The organism is Massilia sp. CCM 8734 (genome assembly GCF_011682155.1).
In the GTDB taxonomy this organism is placed as follows: Bacteria; Pseudomonadota; Gammaproteobacteria; order Burkholderiales; family Burkholderiaceae_D; genus Telluria_A; species Telluria_A rubra.
In genome coordinates, this window is record NZ_WHJI01000033.1 from 20,767 (window position 1) to 36,723 (window position 15,957).

Here is a 15,957-nt window from a genome sequence, read left to right on the forward strand (position 1 = left end):
CAGATGCGCCCTGCCCGCTCCAAGGCATTTGCGCCCGCCCAAACGCGTTCACCATGCCACGCGCAACGTACGGAGCGCGCACACGATGCAAAAAACCCGTCAGAACAGATGCCGCACGCCCAGGTTGAATGCGCTGTCGCCGCTGCCGGGTTCGGTGTTATTCCCCACGGTGTAACCAGCGCCATGCTTGTTCCTGATGCGCGCATACGCCGTGTACAGGCTGGTACGCCGCGACAGTGCGTGGCTCAGCCCAATGCCCCACTGGTGCGCATCCTGGTCGTACGCCGTGCGGTCGTTCTTGCGAATATACGAGGCCATGAGCGTCGTCATGCCGAACGGGACCGAGGCGCCAAGCAGCATGTCGCGGCTGTCGGTGGACGCGGTGGGACGCACGCCGCCGTACGGATTGCCGCTGTTGGGCAGCAAGGCGCTGTTGGCGCCCTTGTCCACGCCATACGCCACGTACGCGCGGGTTACGCCAAAGTTGTAATTGGCTGCCAGCAGCGTGTTGCGCCCAATGTCGCGGTCGGCGGCGGGCACCGGCGGCACGGCAGCGGCGCCGGCCGCCGCCGTGACATCATTGTTGCGGTGGTTGTAGGCCAGGCGCGCGTTGAGCGGACCCTGGCTGTAACCGAGCGCCAGGCCGAACTGGCGCCCCGCCGTGCCGCTGCCGGGCTGCTCGCCGAGCGCATACGACAGTTCGGCCGTCACGCCCATGATGTCGGGCATGGCATACACGATGGCGTTGCTGGTGCGCGTATTCTGGCCGCCGGCCGGGAACAGGTTCTTGGCCGTGCCCGCGTAAGCGCCGCCGAACGGGTCGCCCACGCTGGTGAGCGCATTATAGTAAGGCGTGTACTGGCGCCCCAGGGTCGCCGCGCCGTAGTCGCGATGGCGCGCGCCCACGTAGGCCTGGCGGTGGAACAGCGCGCCGGACGACTCCTGCTCGCCGGTGTCGAGCCGCACGCCCGCCTCCAGCAGAAAATTGGCGCTCCAGCCGTCTCCAAGGTCTTCCGATCCGCGAAACCCGATGCGCGAAGCCGAGCCGACGCCACTGCTGATACGGGTGAGCTTGCCGCCGGCGCCGCCGTGCTCGCGCACGAGGCCGGCGTCAGCAAGGCCATAGATCGTGACGGCCGACTGCGCCCATGCACCACTGCCAAAAAAACCAAACACTGCCGCCGCCACGAACGAGATGAGTAATTTCATTGCCGGCTTCCTTTGCATACGGATATCGGTAAGAACTGACTTGATGGTTGGACCAACCCGGCGCCGAAGTGGTTCACCGAATTTTGCGGGTCAGCGACCATTTCTTCCGCCAGTGCGCTGGAGCAAGTGACAATCTCCGCTATCATGTTGCCTTATACATATTTGGAGGCAACGTGTTGAAACCAATCCTCGCCCTGGCGCTCGCTTTCAGCTGCCTCTGGTCCACGGCACAGGCGGCCGAGCCGGGCGCGGAGGCGAAAAAAGCCCTGCAAACGATCGTCACGGCGCAACACATCGAAGAAAAGTGGCGGAGCTACATCGACAGCGCCGCCCAGCGTCATGCCGATGTCATGCAACAAACCGTGAAAGACAAGGTGAATGCCGCACCGCAGCTGTCGCAAGCTCAACGCAAGAAAGCACTGGCCTTGCTTCCCGATTGGACCGCCGCAGTCGCCGGCGACTTGAAAACGCTGGACCGGTCGATGGATATGACAGCGCTGGTCGATGAGATGGCCCACACGGTCTACCCGCGCTTTTTCACCGACCACGAGATCACGGAGCTGGCAGCGTTTTACAGCAGCAGCGCCTATCGAAAGACCATCGATGTCGGCGCAAGGATCAAGGAAGAACAGCGCCGCACCGGCGTGAGCGATCCGGCGGCATGGGACAAGCACAACGACCTGTTTACGGCGCAGGAAAACGACGCCATCCTCGCCCACGGCAGATCGGGCTTGGGCAAAAAACTGGACCGCGTTGGCCCAGCTTTGAACCGGGACATCCTGACGTTTTTCGGCGCGAAAACCAGCGCCAGCATCAGCGCGATCGCCGAGCGCCATATGAAACTGTTTGTCGCGAAGATGAACGCGATCACGGTGAAATAGAGCATACGGCGCCGCCTGCCGGCTCAGCAAGAATACAGCTGGCACGGTAAGATCGCGGCCATGGATAATTTAAGTCACTCGTTAATTGGACTGGCCGCCGGCGAATTGGTTCACCGTAGTTTGCCGGCCGAAGCCGATCCGGCCTCGCAGCGCACCCGGCGCCGCCTGATGCTGGTTTCGTGCTGGGCCGCCAGCAATTTCCCCGACCTCGACCTGGTGCTCGGCGGCCTCCTGCCAAGTCCGCTGGGCTACCTGCTGCATCATCGCGGCCACACCCACACTTTGTTGCTCGAAATTCCCCAGGCGTTGCTGCTGGTCGCCCTGCTGTGGCTGCTGTGGCCGGGCGCGCGCGCCCTGCTGCGCGCCAGCAAGCCAGCCCGCGCCGGGCTGCTGGCGGCGGTCACCGCCGGTTTCCTGCTGCACCTGGGCATGGATGCCTTGAACTCCTACGGCGTGCATCCGTTTTATCCCTTCGACACGCGCTGGGTGTATGGCGACATGGTCTTCATCCTGGAACCGGTGTTCTGGGTGGCCGGCGCGGTACCGCTGGCGATGATGCTGGGCAACCGCTTTTGGCGTGCACTGCCGCTGGTCGCGCTGTCCGGCATGCTGGCCTATTTCACCGTGCGCGGTTTTCTGCACTGGGGCTCGCTGGCGGCCCTGCTCGCCTTCGGCGCCGGCCTGGCCCTGCTGCAACAGCGCGCCGGCAAGGCCGGCAAGCAAGCATTGTCCGCGGCGCTGCTGGTCGCGCTCGGCTTCGTGGCGGTCCAGGGCGGCGCAATGCGGCAGGGCAAGACCATCGTGGCCGACCACCTGCGCCAGCTCGACCCGGCCAGCACCCTGCTCGATACGTCAATGACGGCGTTTCCCGCCAATCCGTTGTGCTGGATCTTCGTCTCGGCCGAACGCGACAACGTGGCCGGCAGCTACCGCGTGCGGCGCGGCATGCTCAGCATCGCACCGAAGGTGCTCGGGCTCGACGCTTGCCCAGCCGCCCTGTCCGAAGGCACGCCCGCCCCCGGCACGCAGCTGCTCATCAACTGGAGCCAGGAAGCATCGTTGGCCCGCTTGCGCGCGCTGCAGGCGGGCAACTGTCGTTTCGATGCCTGGCTGCGCTTTGCGCGCATGCCCGCGCTGGGCACGGACAACGCCTCCGACGTGCGCTTCAGCACCACGCCGAAAGGCAATTTCACCACCTTGCCGCTGGACGAGAAAAACGGCCAACCCTGCCCCGCCGGCGTTCCGGGCTGGGGCTATCCGCGCGCGGACCTGCTGTAAGAGCCTATCTCAGCCAGTCCATGCTATGCTCGTTCCACGCCAACCACCGCCCCCGGAGCCCCCGTGACAACACAGCGGTTTTCGCACATGGTCGGGCCGCGCACCTACCGCTTTCGCGACCTCAAGGACTTGATGGCGCGCGCCTCGCCGGCCCGCTCGGGCGACCTGCTGGCGGGCGTGGCGGCGGCCAGCGCCGAAGAACGGGTGGCGGCCCAGATGGCCCTGGCCGACTTGCCATTGCGCACCATTCTCGACAATCCCCCGATTCCGTATGAAGACGATGAAGTCACGCGCCTGATCGTCGACAGCCACGATGCGGCCGCCTTCGCGCCGATCGCCCACCTGAACGTCGGCGACCTGCGCAACTGGCTGCTGGGCGACGCCGCCGACAGCGCGCTGCTGGCCTTTGTCGCGCCCGGCATCACGCCCGAGATGGCGGCGGCGGTGTCGAAAATCATGCGCATCCAGGACCTGGTGCTGGTGGCGCGCAAATGCCGCGTGATCACGGCCTTTCGCAACACGCTCGGGCTCGACGGGCGCATGGCCACGCGCCTGCAACCGAACCACCCGACCGACGACGCCACCGGCATCGCCGCCAGCATGCTCGACGGCCTGATGTACGGCAGCGGCGACGCCGTGATCGGCATCAACCCGGCCACCGACAACGTGGCCCAGGTAATCACCCTGGTCGGCATGCTCGACGCCGTCATTGCCCAGTACCAGATTCCAACCCAGTCGTGCGTGCTGACCCACGTCACCAACACCATCGAGGCGATCAGGCGCGGGGCGCCGGTCGACCTGGTATTCCAGTCGGTGGCCGGGACCGAGGCGGCCAACCGCAGCTTCGGCATCGATCTGGCGCTGCTGGCCGAAGCGCGCAGCGCCGCCCTGTCGCTGGGACGCGGCACGGTGGGCGAGAACGTCATGTATTTCGAAACCGGCCAGGGCAGCGCGCTGTCGGCCAACGCCCATCACGGGCTCGACCAGCAAACCTGCGAAGCGCGCGCCTACGCGGTCGCGCGCGCCTTCAAGCCGCTGCTGGTGAACTCGGTGGTCGGCTTCATCGGTCCGGAATACCTGTACGACGGCAAGCAGATCATCCGCGCCGGGCTGGAAGACCACTTCTGCGCCAAGCTGCTCGGCTTGCCGATGGGGTGCGACGTCTGCTACACCAACCATGCCGAAGCCGACCAGGACGATATGGACGTGCTGCTGACCATGCTCGGCGCGGCCGGCTGCAACTTCGTCATGGGCGTGCCGGGCTCGGACGACATCATGCTCAATTACCAGAGCACGTCCTTTCACGACGCCTTGTACGCGCGCCGCGTGCTGGGCCTGCGCGCCGCGCCGGAGTTCGAAGCCTGGCTGCACCGCATGCAGATTTTTTGCGGCACCGGCGCCGCCCAACTGCCGGACGCGCTGGCGCCCGTTTTTCAACAAGCCTTGCACCGTTTATGAACCAATCGAAGCATGTACTGTCCAATCCATGGCAAGCCTTGCGCGGGCTGACCCAGGCGCGCATTGCGCTCGGGCGCAGCGGCGTGAGCGTACCGACGTCGGCGCAGCTCGATTTTCAGCTGGCGCATGCGCGCGCGCGCGACGCGGTCCACATGGCGCTCGATGCGGATGCGCTGGCGACGGCGCTGGCCGGGGATGGGCACGCCTGCCTCAGCGTGCACAGCGCCTGCCCGGACCGCGCCAGCTACCTGCAGCGTCCGGACCTGGGCCGCATGCTCGATGCGCCGTCGCGCGCCGCGCTGCTGGCGGCGGCCCCGGCCTCGTGCGACCTGGCCCTGGTCATCGGCGACGGCTTGTCGGCGCTGGCCATCGAACAGAATGCGCGCGCGTTCGTGGCGGTGCTGCTGGCGCGCTTGCGCAAAGCGGAGGAACAGGATCAGGCGCAGGAACACGAGCAGTGGAGCCTCGGGCCGATCGTGATCGCCAGCCAGGCGCGGGTGGCGATTGGCGACGAGATCGGCGCCTTGCTCAACGCGCGCGCGGTGGCGGTGCTGATCGGCGAGCGGCCGGGACTCAGTTCACCGGACAGCATGGGCGTCTACCTGAGCTGGGCGCCGCGCGTGGGCCTGACCGATGCCGACCGTAACTGCATTTCGAATGTGCGGCCGACCGGGCTGAGCTATGAAGAGGCGGCGTACCGGCTGCATTATCTGTTGACGCAAGCAAGGCAGCGCGGGATGTCGGGGGTGTTGCTCAAGGATGATACCGTTGCCGAAGGGGGATTGCCGCAGGCGGGGCAAGGGAATTTTTTGCTGCGCTGAGGGCAGCCCGGGAATCGGCATGTGGCTTGCACTTGCCTCCTCGATGCAACACCGTCATTCCCGGCCTCGGCGGCCCCCTTGGCGGGAATCCATGTTCGCTGCTATGCCACGGAATGGGATTCCCGCCTGCGCGGGAATGACGGTTTCATGTGCAGCGGCAAGCATTAGCGGGGTGCAAGCGCCTCGGGCGCTCCTGCCCCCGCAAGCTTAGCGCCGTGCGCACACCAGTCGCTGCCCGACATTGAATTTCAGAATCATCTTGTCGCGCGACAGTTCTTCCACCCGCAAGGTGTCATTCACGTTCGAAAACTGAATCGACAGCTGGCTCTCGCGATACATCCAGCGCCCTGGCGAGACCCGGTTCGCATAACGCATCTGCAAGGTCCGGTCGTCGCTGAAGGCAATCATCACCGACGTTCCGCCAATCGGATCGTTGCAATGCCATTCGCCCACCACCAGGTCGCCATTCTGCGCGCTCTGGGCCGGGTTGTCCTGCGCGCGTTCGGCGCTCATCTTGGAAATCAGGCCGCCGCCCCGGCGCGTGCGCATGCTGCCGATCCATTCGGCCGGCGCGGCAAAATTCAGGTTCTGCCCGGTGCGCATCTGGAACGTCACAATCCCCACTAGCCGGCCTGAACTGTCGAACAGTCCGCCGCCGCTCGATCCGGGCGAGACCGGCGCGGTGGTCTGGATCAGGGTGCCGCCGTCGAGCGGGCGCAGCGAGGATACGATACCGTCGCTGATGGTCAGGTCGAGCCCGTGCGGAGCGCCAATGGCAATCACGCGCTGGCCGGTACGCAATTCGCCCGAGGCGCCGATCACAGCGGCCGGCGCATTGAGGCCCTTGACCGACAGCTTGCACAGGTCGCGTTCTTCGTCGGCCACAATCACTGTCGCGTCGTAGCTGTCTCGCCCGAGCTTGACCTGCAGGCGCGAACCGGCCAGCGCCACGTGGCAATTGGTAATGATTTCGTTACCACCGAGCGCGACCCCGCTGCCCGTACCGACCATGCTGGCGCCGTTGTACATATTAATACGCGCCACAAACGGCGAGAGCTTGGCGAACAGGTCTTCCATGCCCATGGCGCCGGACCCGTTGCCAGCCGCAGGGGCGGACACAGCCTGGCTGTGGGACTGGGACTGGGACTGAGACTGGGCGGGAAAGCCGCCGCCATGCGCGCCGTTGTCTTGCATCGCCACCTGGCTTGCGCCCTGGCCTGCGACCACCGGCGGCGCGGCCGGGGCACGGCCCTTGGACCAGTACACGAGCGCGGCCACCAGCAAGCCTGCGCCCAGGCCATAGCGCCAGTCGAGGTTGAAACCAGCCTTCGACCCGGCGTCGGCATCGACGCCGCGCGTGAGCGGCGGCGCGATCTGGCTACGGTCGTAATGGCCGCGCTTGTCCTTGTTCGACAGCACGGCGTAGGCTTCGCGCACCAGCACCCAGTCATTGCGGTCATACGAGCCGCTCTGAAACGCAGCATGCAAACGCGCGTACGCTGCGGCAATCTCTTCAGACGTAGCGAGGGGATCGACACCCAAAATGGTGTACAGCGTTCGTTTCATTTGCAGCGTCTCCGGTGGGAAACGTCGATCATAGCGTAAATATCATCACCTATCATAGCCCGCCGGAAATATTGCTTTTCCTTGGTGACGGGCTTGACATCGCCGGCATCATTGACGTGGGGCCGCTTTTACTGATCGAGCGAGGCCGGCGGCGCATTTTGCTCGGGCTCGGGCGGCGGTGGTGGTGGCGGATCGCCGCGCTCCCCCTCCATCGGCATCGCTTCCTCGCTCTCCATATCGTCGGGGTCAAGCTCCGGCGGGGGCGGGGGCGCAACGCCTTCCTGCTGCATTTCGCCGGCTTCTTCGCTGATATCGCCCGGATTGTCTTCCTGGCGGACCGGTTCCGGACGGCGTCCGCCGGCGAACAGCGCAGCCATATCGACTTTGCCTTCGGCAACCGCCGCCTTGAAGAAGTCGCCCACCACCAGAATAGCGTTGTGGCCGCCCTGCCCCCAGTAATTGCTGCGCATGGTGACGCGGTTATCGTTAAAGCCGACCCAGGCGCCGGCCACGAGTTTCGGATGCATCATGATGAACCAGCCATCGGTGTTGTTCTGGGTGGTGCCGGTCTTGCCGGCAACGTCGCCGGTAATGCCGAAGCGGTAGCGGATGGCCGTGCCGGTGCCGCGATTGATCACGCCACGCATCATGTCGATCAAGTCCGCCGCGTTTTGCGACGACATGGCGCGCTCCGGCGCCGGGGAGCCGAATTCGGCGACGACCTTGCCTGCCCGATCGGTGATGCGCGTGACGAACACCGGTTTGCGATACTCGCCCTGGGCCGCAATGCTGCTGTAAGCGTTGACCATTTCGAGCAGGGTCACCGGGCTGGTGCCCAGCGCCAGCGAGGGCACCGATTCGAGCTTGCTGTTGCGGATGCCGAGGCCGCGCGCCAGGTTGATGATGCCCGGCAAGCCGACATCCTGCATGACCTGGGCGGTAATGGTGTTCTTGGAAAGCACCAGGCCATCGCGCATGCTCATCATGTTGCCGCTCGACCCGCTCATGTCGGTCGGACGCCAGACGGTGCCATCGCCCGCCTTGATATTCATCACCGCGTCGCGGTACGGACGGTTCGGCGCGAAGCCTTTTTCCAGCGCGGCGCCGTAGACGATCGGCTTGAAGGTCGAGCCGGGCTGGCGCGCGGCCTGCACCACGTGGTCGTACTGTTCTTTATGGAAATCGCGGCTGCCGACCCAGGCCTTGATGTGACCGGTTTCCGGGTCCATCGCCACGAAGCCGGTTTCCAGGCGCGTCTTGGCCGCGCGCAAGCGGGCGATGAAGGCGCGGTCGGCGCGCAGGCGCTTGAGCGCGAGCGATCCGGTGTCGCCGCTCTCGATGGCTTTCTTGTACTCGGGCGTTTCGCGAATGAAACTGTTGACCAGCGCCCCTTTCGAGCGCCAGAAATACTCGAACGGCGTGATCGATCCGTGCATGCCGGCATAGCCGCCGGCCGAGCCGGAGCCGCTGTCGCTCTGCGCCCATTCGACGTCGGCGACGATCTGCAAGGCGTTGCCCTGGCGCTCGACCGCCTTTTCGGCGGCCTTCTGCAGGGCGGAGTCGAGCGTGGTGTGCACGACCAGGCCGTCGCGCTCGACGTTGTAGTCGTTTTCGTCGGCCCATTCGATCAGCCACTTGCGCACATAGGCGGTGAAATGGGTGTCGGTCGGGTTGCGCTCGGCCTGGCGCGAAAAGGATACGCGCAGCGGCTTCCGGCGCAAGCTGTCGTAACGCTTGTCGTCGAGCATGCCGTGCTTGCGCATTTGCGACAGCACCACATTGCGGCGCTGCACCGAGCGCTCCGGATTGTTGACCGGATTATAGTAATTGGTCCCTTTGAGCATGCCCACCAGGGTCGCGCTTTCCAGGATGTCGAGCTTGGCGGCGGTCGTGTTGAAATACGTGCGCGCCGCCATCTCGACGCCGAAGGTGTTGTACAGGAAAGGTACCGTATTCAGGTAGGATTCCAGGATCTCATCCTTGCTGTAGGCCGATTCGATCTTCACGGCGGTAATCATTTCCTTCAGCTTGCGGTTGATGTTGCGCGCACGGCCTATTTCTTCCGGAAACATATTGCGCGCCAGCTGCTGGCTGATGGTCGAGCCGCCCTGCGGATCGCCGAGGGCGGTGTGCAGCACCGATGCCAGCGTGCGCTTGAAATCGATGCCGTGATGGTCCCGGAAGCGGTGGTCTTCGGTGGCGATCAGCGCCGCGATCATGTGCGGCGAAATCTGGGCCAAGGTCACGCGCTCCTGCAAGCCTTCTTCGAAGCTGGCCAGTTCCTTGCCGTCGGCGGACACCAGGATCGACGCCTTGGCCGCCCGCGTTTGCTTAAGATCGGCAACGCCGGGCGTGAACGGCAGCAAGATCAGCACCCAGACCAGCAGCACTGCCAGCGGCGCGCCGACGCACCACAGCAGCGGCAGTCCGATGCGTTTGTACGGCGGCTGCGCCATCAGGTAGTCGCGTAGACGACCCAGGCGCTCGCCCGCCGCGCCGCCTGCCGCGCGCACGCCTTGTCCCAGTCGTCCCATCAGATTGCGGTCGTCGCCCACGTTTGCTTCCTTGCCTAAAAGTCATTAACTTGCCTCACAGTATATCCGAGGGTGTGTCCAAGGTCGCGCGCGTCGGCGTTGCGGGCGCAGGCCAGCGTGGTTCCTGATAGGCGGACGTGGTTTTGTCCTACGCGGGAATTGCCAGTGCGCCTACTCCCTGCACGAATGAGGCCGCCTATCATGATGTTTCTGCTACAAGACAGGCAGCCAGGAATCATCCCAGCCACCCGGTAGCGCAATAGTTACCACAGAAAATATCAGGAGCACACCATGAGGACCTCATCGTCGACTACCCGTAACACGCCGAAAACCATGCCAGGCGGCCAGGAAGCGCAAGACGCGATCGCGCTGCTGACCGAAGACCACGAGAACGTGAAACAGATGTTCGAACAGTTCGAGAGCCTGGGCGAACGCGCGCATGCGACCAAGAAAAAACTGTCGATGCAGATCTGCACGGAATTGACCAAGCACGCGACGGCCGAGGAAGAAATCTTCTACCCGGCAGTGCGCGCGGCGACCAAGAAGAATGAAGACCTGGTTGACGAAGCCACCGTCGAGCACGCATCTGCCAAGGACCTGATCGCGCAGATCATGGAAATGGAAGCCACCGAAGAGTTGTTCGACGCCAAGGTCAAGGTATTGTCCGAGATGATCGAGCACCACGTCCAGGAAGAAGAGAACGAAATGTTTCCGAAGGCACGCGAAGCCGGCCTCGATCTGGAAGCGCTGGGGCAGCAAATTGCCGAGCGCAAAGCGCAGATTACGGTGTAATTGACAGCGCCATCCCGCCAGGGCGGGATGGCGAGCACCGTCGTCCCTGCACCAAGGCGGCCCTCGGTGGGAACGACGCCGGATGCCGCTACTGCGCGTTCATCTGCCACCAGTTCATATTCCACCCACCCACGCGCGAATAGATGGCCAGGTCCTGCTGTCCGGCTTCCAGATAGGCGCTCGCCGTCACCGTCTGCCAGTTCTGCCATCCACCCGTGTTGGGCACAGTCACGGTCGCCAGGTCGCTGCCATTCTTGCTCAACGCGAACTGCCCACCGTTGTGGATCGTGGCAACCCGGAACTGCAAGTTATACCAGCCTGCCTTGGGCACATTGACCGGATAACTCATCCAATCATTGTTATCGACATTGCTCACGTTAAAGCCGCCGCCCGCGTCGCTGGTGGTCTCCATGCGCATGCCGCTGTGCGTGGTAAACATTTCCGCTTCGATCCGCGCCCCCACCGCCGGCTTCCAGTTCATCCAGTACGCGATGCTTTCATTGCGCACCAGCGGCTGCGTGGCGAAGCTGCGGAAATAGCTTTCGATCTGCACGCTCGATGCCGTGCTGACGTTCAGGCTGCCCAGCCCTCCCCCATTGCTGCTGTTCGTCACCATGCCCCAGCCCCAGGAATTGGTGTCGCCATTCGAGCCGCCATACGTCACGTTCTTGTAAGCCCAGTTGGTCGCCGCCCAGCCGTACATATTGTAGGCGTCGTAGGTCTTGCGGGTGATCTGCCCGCCGTAGCTGCCCAGCAAGGTCCACGGCTGGAATTCACCGATCAGAAACGGCGTGTTCAGCCCGGTCAACCTGGCGTTCCAATCGCAGCTTTCGCCAGTACCGTTGGTGTTGCAGTGCAGCCAGTTGGCGTGCATATTGGCCTGGTTGGCCGCGCCCTGCACTTCATTCCAGCCCCACAGCCCCGGATAGAAGTGCATCCAGAAGGCCACGTTGCTCAAGCCACGCGTGTTCGGGTTGCCATAGGCATCGATGCCGCTGTTGTGGCCCGGCAGCAGGATCATGTGTTCCGGATCCTTCGCCCTGACCACGTTGAACAGTTCATACGCGTAATTGGCCAGGGTGGTCGCGTCCGTGCCCCACGGCTCGTTCAGCAAGTCGTAGGCAGCCACGGCGGTGCGGCCACGGTAACGCTCGGCGATCTTGTCCCACAGCCACTTGGTACGGTCGCGGTAGGCGGCGTTCGACCACAGCTGCGCCGGTCCCACGCAACCATCGTGCTGCTCGGTCGCCGCCGCCTGTCCGCCCACGGTGCCGTGCAGGTCGAGGATCACGTACATGCCGCGCTTTTCCGCTTCGTTGATGGCGAAGTCCAGGTGCTTCCAGGCATCGGCGCGCAGGTTGTAGGGGCTGTACTCGTTTTCCACCAGGTTGAAGTAGAAAGGCACGCGCACCACATTCATGCCCATGCCCTTGATCAGGTCGAAATCGCGCGTGGTGATCCAGCTGTCGCGGTACACGCCCATCAGGCGTTCTTTCTCGGCGTTGCCGAAGCGCTGCGCCAGCGTGCCTTCGAGCGTGCACTGGTCGTTGACCAGACCGTTGCTGGTGGACATGCTGTTGTTCATCATCCAGAACTCAAGCTGCAGCCAGTTGCCCAGGTTGACGCCGCGCAGGTTGACACGTTTGCCGCTGCTGTCGACCCAGTAGCGCCCGTTCTGGCGGATCGCCGGCAGTTTGGCCGACGTGCTTTCGGCGATGAAGTTGATCCAGTTCAGATTGAAACCGCCGCCTTTGGCGAACACGGCCAGGTTCTGCGGGCCGGCGTTGAGAAAGACGCGCGAGCTGATGGTCTGCCAGGTTTGCCAGCCACCGGTGTTGGGCACGCCGACGGCGTCGCTGATATCTTTGGCGTTCTGGCTCAGCACCAACTGGCCGCTGGCGCCGCCTGACGCCACCCGGTACTGCACCGTGTACCAGCCGCTGGCTGATGGATTGACCGAATAGCTCATCCAGTCGTTGGTCTCGATCCAGCCGACATTGGCGCCGCCGCCCGTGTCCGCCGTCGCTTCGGTGGCGACGCCCTGCATCGACGCGTACGACTCGGCTTCGAGTTTGCCGGGCAAGGCGGTCTGCGCGGCGCAGGCAACGCTGAGCACACTGCCGGCCAGTGCGCACATCACGTGCGGCAAGGGATGCCGCAAGTGCCTGTGAAGGGTAAGTTTCATGAAAGTCTCCTGTTGTTATGAGGAGCAGCCGGTCGATGCCGCGCTGCCGGGAAGACACGCTTGCGATCACGACACTGGAAACGTTCCCAATTTCGTGTAATTGATGGTATTGATTTCGCCTGGCGGCGTCAACGTAAATATAAAAAGCCCTTGGGAAATTTGCGTTAATGCGCAAACAGTACAGTGCTCGTGCGGGGAAGTTTATGTGGGTACAGAGCCATTTCCGACTGCACATTTCGTCGGTAAATTTCAGCGGCCTCGGCCTGCATTTGTCCTACACGACAGTTGCAAGTGCTCCTACTCCAATGCTCGGGCCGCTGGCCTAAGATGTCTCTACTCGCTTCCGAACGAGAAAGTTTGAAAGCGAAAACCAAGTAGTTCCTGCGGCACATTTCAATTAAAACACTAGGAGAAATCACCATGACATCGAACAACAATCAAGGCGGCAACAAAGACAACAACGCATCGAACAGCGGTTCGAACACCGGTTCGCAAAGCGGCAGCAAAGGTGGCCAGGGCAACAACCAGAGCGACACCAGCAACCGCGGCTTCGCTTCGATGGACCCTGAGCAACAGCGCGAGATTGCAGCGGAAGGCGGCCGTGCAGCCCACGCCTCCGGCCATGCCCATGAGTTCACCTCCGAAGAAGCGCGCGAAGCAGGCAAGCTGAGCCACAGCGGCGGCAACCAGCAAAGCGGTTCGGGCAACAGCAAGCAAAGCGATTCGGACAGCGGCTCGTCGCGTGGCTCGTCGGCCAGCAACAAGAGCGATTCGGATAGTGGTTCGTCGCGTGGCTCATCGGCCAGCAACAAGAGCGACTCGGACAGCGGCACCTCGCGCGGCGGTAACAAGCAAAGCGGCTCGTCGGACGACGATTCGTCTTCGGGCGGCAAGTCGGGCGGCTCGAACAATGCCAGCTCGGGCGGCTCCAAGTCGGGTTCCGGTTCGAGCTCGAGCTCGAGCTCGGGCAGCAAAAGCTCCAAGTAAGCCAGTGTAACCCCGCCCCGCTGTTGCGGGGCGGATAGCGACGACAATAGCCTGCTGCGTGCAGGCTATTGTCGTTTTCGGAGGTGCGTGCGGGCGATCAGCGAAACTTTTTCGGGTGACGCTGGCGCGCCGCCGCGTTTTGCGACTGCAACATCGAATCGACCCGCTCCGACGCACTGCGCGCCAGTTCCTGGGCCAGCGCCACGCTCGGAAAAAATTCCGGCTCGCGGTAAGCCAGCCAGGCGTAAGCCGAATACAGGCGGCAACTATCTTCCACCTCTTGCAGGTTCTGCCACGCCAACTGGCCACTATCCTCGTGCAACTTGCACACCTTCTTCTTGGCCAGCGACTGCGCCCACATTTCCCAGGCCCGGTGCAGCGACGGCACCTTGGTCGAGACCGGCACCAGCGAGAGCATGAATTTCTCCGCCACCGACAAGGGCAAGGTATCGAGCCACTCGGCACGCTCGGACTGCTCCTCGGTAATGCGCGGATAGAAAAAGCCGTCCGGCACATCGATATTGTGGACGAAGCGCTTGAGCAGGCGCACCAACGAGGTTTCATCGGTCACGGACGCGATCCGGTGCAAGTGTTCGAGCGAGGGCGCGACCGGAAAGCCGGTGGCATTGAGCGGCGCCAGCTTTTCCTTGAGCAAGGCGCGCATCACTTCATGCGTCTCGTCATCGTAACCGGCCACCTTGCCCTCCTCGTGCACCCCGTAGCGGCCGGCGCGGCCGGCGATCTGGCGCGCCAGCGAGGCCGAGATTTCCTCTTCATCGATGCCGTTGAATTTGACGGTGGTGGTCATCACGATGCGTTCGATCGGCATGTTCAGGCCCATTGCCAGCGCATCGGTGCCAACCACGATATCGGCCGAGCCATCGCGGAAACGCTCGGCCTGGGCGCGCCGCACCTCGGGCGCCAGGTTGCCGTACACGGTCGCCACCGACAAGCCGATTTCGGTGATCATGTCGCGCCACATCAACACCTCGCGCCGCGAAAAGCAGATCACCGCATCGCCGCGTTTGAGGTTGCGCAACTTGCGCACCGGACCCGCATCCATCGACAGCGGCGCCATGCGCTTGAGCAGGTGCACTTCGAGCGGGCATTCGAGGCGCGCGGCCAGGGCTTCGATCGCGCGCCGCGCTTCGGGTGCGCCGACCAGGTACACCACCGAGGCCGGGGCGCCGCACACGGCCGCGGTCCAGGCCGCGCCGCGGTCGCGGTCGGCCAGCATCTGGATCTCGTCGATGACGGCCACCTCGACCGGCGTGCGGGAATCGAGCATTTCGACCGTGCTGGCCACGTGGGTGCCGTCCTCGGCGATGCGGCGCTCCTCGCCCGTGACCAGGCTCACCGCCAGCGCCTTGCCGTGTGGGCGCGCCGCTTGCAGGCGCTCGAAGTTTTCCAGCGCCAGCAGGCGCAGCGGGGCAAGGTAGACGCCGCTTTTGGCATTGGCCAGCGCTTCCATCGCGCGGTGCGTCTTGCCGGAATTGGTCGGGCCGAGCAAGGCGATGAACTTGCGCGGCATGCGGCGCGCCACCTCGAACGACGCCGGATACTCGGCCAGGTTGATGCTGGCGCGGGTGCGCGCGGCGTGGCGTTCCTCCTGGGCGCGCTCGACCGCGTGGGCCACGCGCTGTTCGATGCGTTCGAACAGATAGCTGGCCGGTTCCGAGGTTTCCATTTCGAACAGCGGGCCGAGGAAGGTGGCGGCGTCCAGGTTATGATCCTCGCACTCGCCGGAAATATCGCGCACGAACACGCGCACGCTCTGGTGCAGCTCATCGATGGTGCGTTCGGACACGCGTTCGCGCAGCAGGGCGCGCTTGACATCCTGATCCATCTTGCGCCACTTGCTGGGGCGCGCCAGCACGCCCTGGGCCGGGACCAGATGATACGGCACATTCAGGCCGCCTTCATCGACCGCCCCGGAAAATTGCAGGAATACCCGGCCCTCCATCTTCACAAGGCGCACGGCTTGGGGATCGAAGCCCAGTTCGGCGACCAGGGCGTCATCGTCGCTGTTGTCGTTGGTGGGCAATTGCTGAGTTGGGGTTGCTGTCATTGGTACTATTTACTTATCTATTCTATAAACGTCAACTATATCGCGTCTGGGGCCGTCGCGTGTCGCAAAACATTTCTTAACAGAGGTCAGACCCCAATGCCACCAGACCCCAATGCCACCAATGCCACAACGCCACAATGCCACTACCAATGCCACTATGACCACAAACTTCAAACCC

11 protein-coding genes are annotated in these 15,957 nt (G+C 63.8%); 6 read left to right on the forward strand and 5 right to left on the reverse strand.

Annotation, left to right across the window (positions count from 1 at the left end; all coding sequences use genetic code 11):
• Nucleotides 1-99: 99 nt before the first annotated feature.
• Nucleotides 100-1,209, reverse strand: a complete 1,110-nt coding sequence (locus F2P46_RS25120) for a porin (RefSeq protein WP_166895353.1) — start codon at nucleotides 1,207-1,209, stop codon at nucleotides 100-102.
• A 47-nt stretch (nucleotides 1,210-1,256) separates the two neighbouring features.
• Between F2P46_RS25120 and F2P46_RS25125 the strand changes: the two genes are divergently transcribed.
• The 4 genes from F2P46_RS25125 (at nucleotide 1,257) to eutC (ending at nucleotide 5,647) form a co-directional block, all read left to right on the forward strand.
• Nucleotides 1,257-2,090 (forward strand): hypothetical protein, encoded by an 834-nt coding sequence (locus F2P46_RS25125; protein ID WP_166895355.1) that lies wholly within the window; start codon nucleotides 1,257-1,259, stop codon nucleotides 2,088-2,090.
• A gap of 60 nt (nucleotides 2,091-2,150) precedes the next feature.
• A complete protein-coding gene (locus F2P46_RS25130) occupies nucleotides 2,151-3,368 on the forward strand; it encodes a metal-dependent hydrolase (RefSeq protein ID WP_166895357.1) in 1,218 nt (405 codons plus the stop codon).
• An 87-nt stretch (nucleotides 3,369-3,455) separates the two neighbouring features.
• Nucleotides 3,456-4,826, forward strand: a complete 1,371-nt coding sequence (locus F2P46_RS25135) for an ethanolamine ammonia-lyase subunit EutB (RefSeq protein WP_166895482.1) — start codon at nucleotides 3,456-3,458, stop codon at nucleotides 4,824-4,826.
• Nucleotides 4,823-5,647 carry an ethanolamine ammonia-lyase subunit EutC gene (eutC, locus tag F2P46_RS25140; RefSeq protein ID WP_166895359.1) on the forward strand — a complete coding sequence of 275 codons (825 nt, stop codon included), beginning with the start codon at nucleotides 4,823-4,825 and terminating at the stop codon, nucleotides 5,645-5,647. Before F2P46_RS25135 ends, eutC begins: the two co-directional genes overlap by 4 nt.
• A gap of 207 nt (nucleotides 5,648-5,854) precedes the next feature.
• Here the strand turns inward: eutC and F2P46_RS25145 are convergent, their stop codons facing one another.
• Both F2P46_RS25145 and F2P46_RS25150 read right to left on the reverse strand, forming a co-directional pair.
• Entirely contained in the window at nucleotides 5,855-7,213 is a 1,359-nt protein-coding gene (locus F2P46_RS25145; protein ID WP_166895361.1) for a trypsin-like peptidase domain-containing protein, read from the reverse strand.
• A gap of 128 nt (nucleotides 7,214-7,341) precedes the next feature.
• Nucleotides 7,342-9,768 carry a penicillin-binding protein 1A gene (locus F2P46_RS25150; protein WP_368737956.1) on the reverse strand — a complete coding sequence of 809 codons (2,427 nt, stop codon included), beginning with the start codon at nucleotides 9,766-9,768 and terminating at the stop codon, nucleotides 7,342-7,344.
• Between the two features lie 270 nt (nucleotides 9,769-10,038).
• Here F2P46_RS25150 and F2P46_RS25155 point away from each other — a divergent pair, with 270 nt between their 5' ends.
• Nucleotides 10,039-10,539 (forward strand): hemerythrin domain-containing protein, encoded by a 501-nt coding sequence (locus F2P46_RS25155; protein WP_166895363.1) that lies wholly within the window; start codon nucleotides 10,039-10,041, stop codon nucleotides 10,537-10,539.
• Between the two features lie 88 nt (nucleotides 10,540-10,627).
• On the opposite strand, the gene F2P46_RS25160 is transcribed toward F2P46_RS25155, so the two are convergent.
• A complete protein-coding gene (locus tag F2P46_RS25160; protein ID WP_229509457.1) occupies nucleotides 10,628-12,724 on the reverse strand; it encodes a carbohydrate-binding protein in 2,097 nt (698 codons plus the stop codon).
• 420 nt (nucleotides 12,725-13,144) lie between these two features.
• On the opposite strand from F2P46_RS25160, the gene F2P46_RS38600 reads away from it, so the two are divergent.
• Nucleotides 13,145-13,711 (forward strand): KGG domain-containing protein, encoded by a 567-nt coding sequence (locus tag F2P46_RS38600; RefSeq protein ID WP_166895365.1) that lies wholly within the window; start codon nucleotides 13,145-13,147, stop codon nucleotides 13,709-13,711.
• 97 nt (nucleotides 13,712-13,808) lie between these two features.
• Here F2P46_RS38600 and F2P46_RS25170 read toward each other — a convergent pair whose 3' ends face one another.
• Nucleotides 13,809-15,779: a helicase-related protein gene (locus tag F2P46_RS25170; protein WP_166895367.1), complete on the reverse strand. Its 1,971-nt coding sequence runs from the start codon at nucleotides 15,777-15,779 to the stop codon at nucleotides 13,809-13,811.
• Between the last annotated feature and the right edge of the window lie 178 nt (nucleotides 15,780-15,957).

Bases quoted from the DNA above. Each gene is read 5' to 3' on its own strand.
- F2P46_RS25120 (WP_166895353.1), bottom strand. From the start codon at position 1,209: ATGAAATTACTCATCTCGTTCGTGGCGGCGGCAGTGTTTGGTTTTTTT.
- F2P46_RS25130 (WP_166895357.1), top strand. From the start codon at position 2,151: ATGGATAATTTAAGTCACTCGTTAATTGGACTGGCCGCCGGCGAATTG.
- F2P46_RS25135 (WP_166895482.1), top strand. From the start codon at position 3,456: ATGGTCGGGCCGCGCACCTACCGCTTTCGCGACCTCAAGGACTTGATG.
- eutC (WP_166895359.1), top strand. From the start codon at position 4,823: ATGAACCAATCGAAGCATGTACTGTCCAATCCATGGCAAGCCTTGCGC.
- F2P46_RS25145 (WP_166895361.1), bottom strand. From the start codon at position 7,213: ATGAAACGAACGCTGTACACCATTTTGGGTGTCGATCCCCTCGCTACG.
- F2P46_RS25155 (WP_166895363.1), top strand. From the start codon at position 10,039: ATGAGGACCTCATCGTCGACTACCCGTAACACGCCGAAAACCATGCCA.
- F2P46_RS25160 (WP_229509457.1), bottom strand. From the start codon at position 12,724: ATGAAACTTACCCTTCACAGGCACTTGCGGCATCCCTTGCCGCACGTG.
- F2P46_RS38600 (WP_166895365.1), top strand. From the start codon at position 13,145: ATGACATCGAACAACAATCAAGGCGGCAACAAAGACAACAACGCATCG.
- F2P46_RS25170 (WP_166895367.1), bottom strand. From the start codon at position 15,779: ATGACAGCAACCCCAACTCAGCAATTGCCCACCAACGACAACAGCGAC.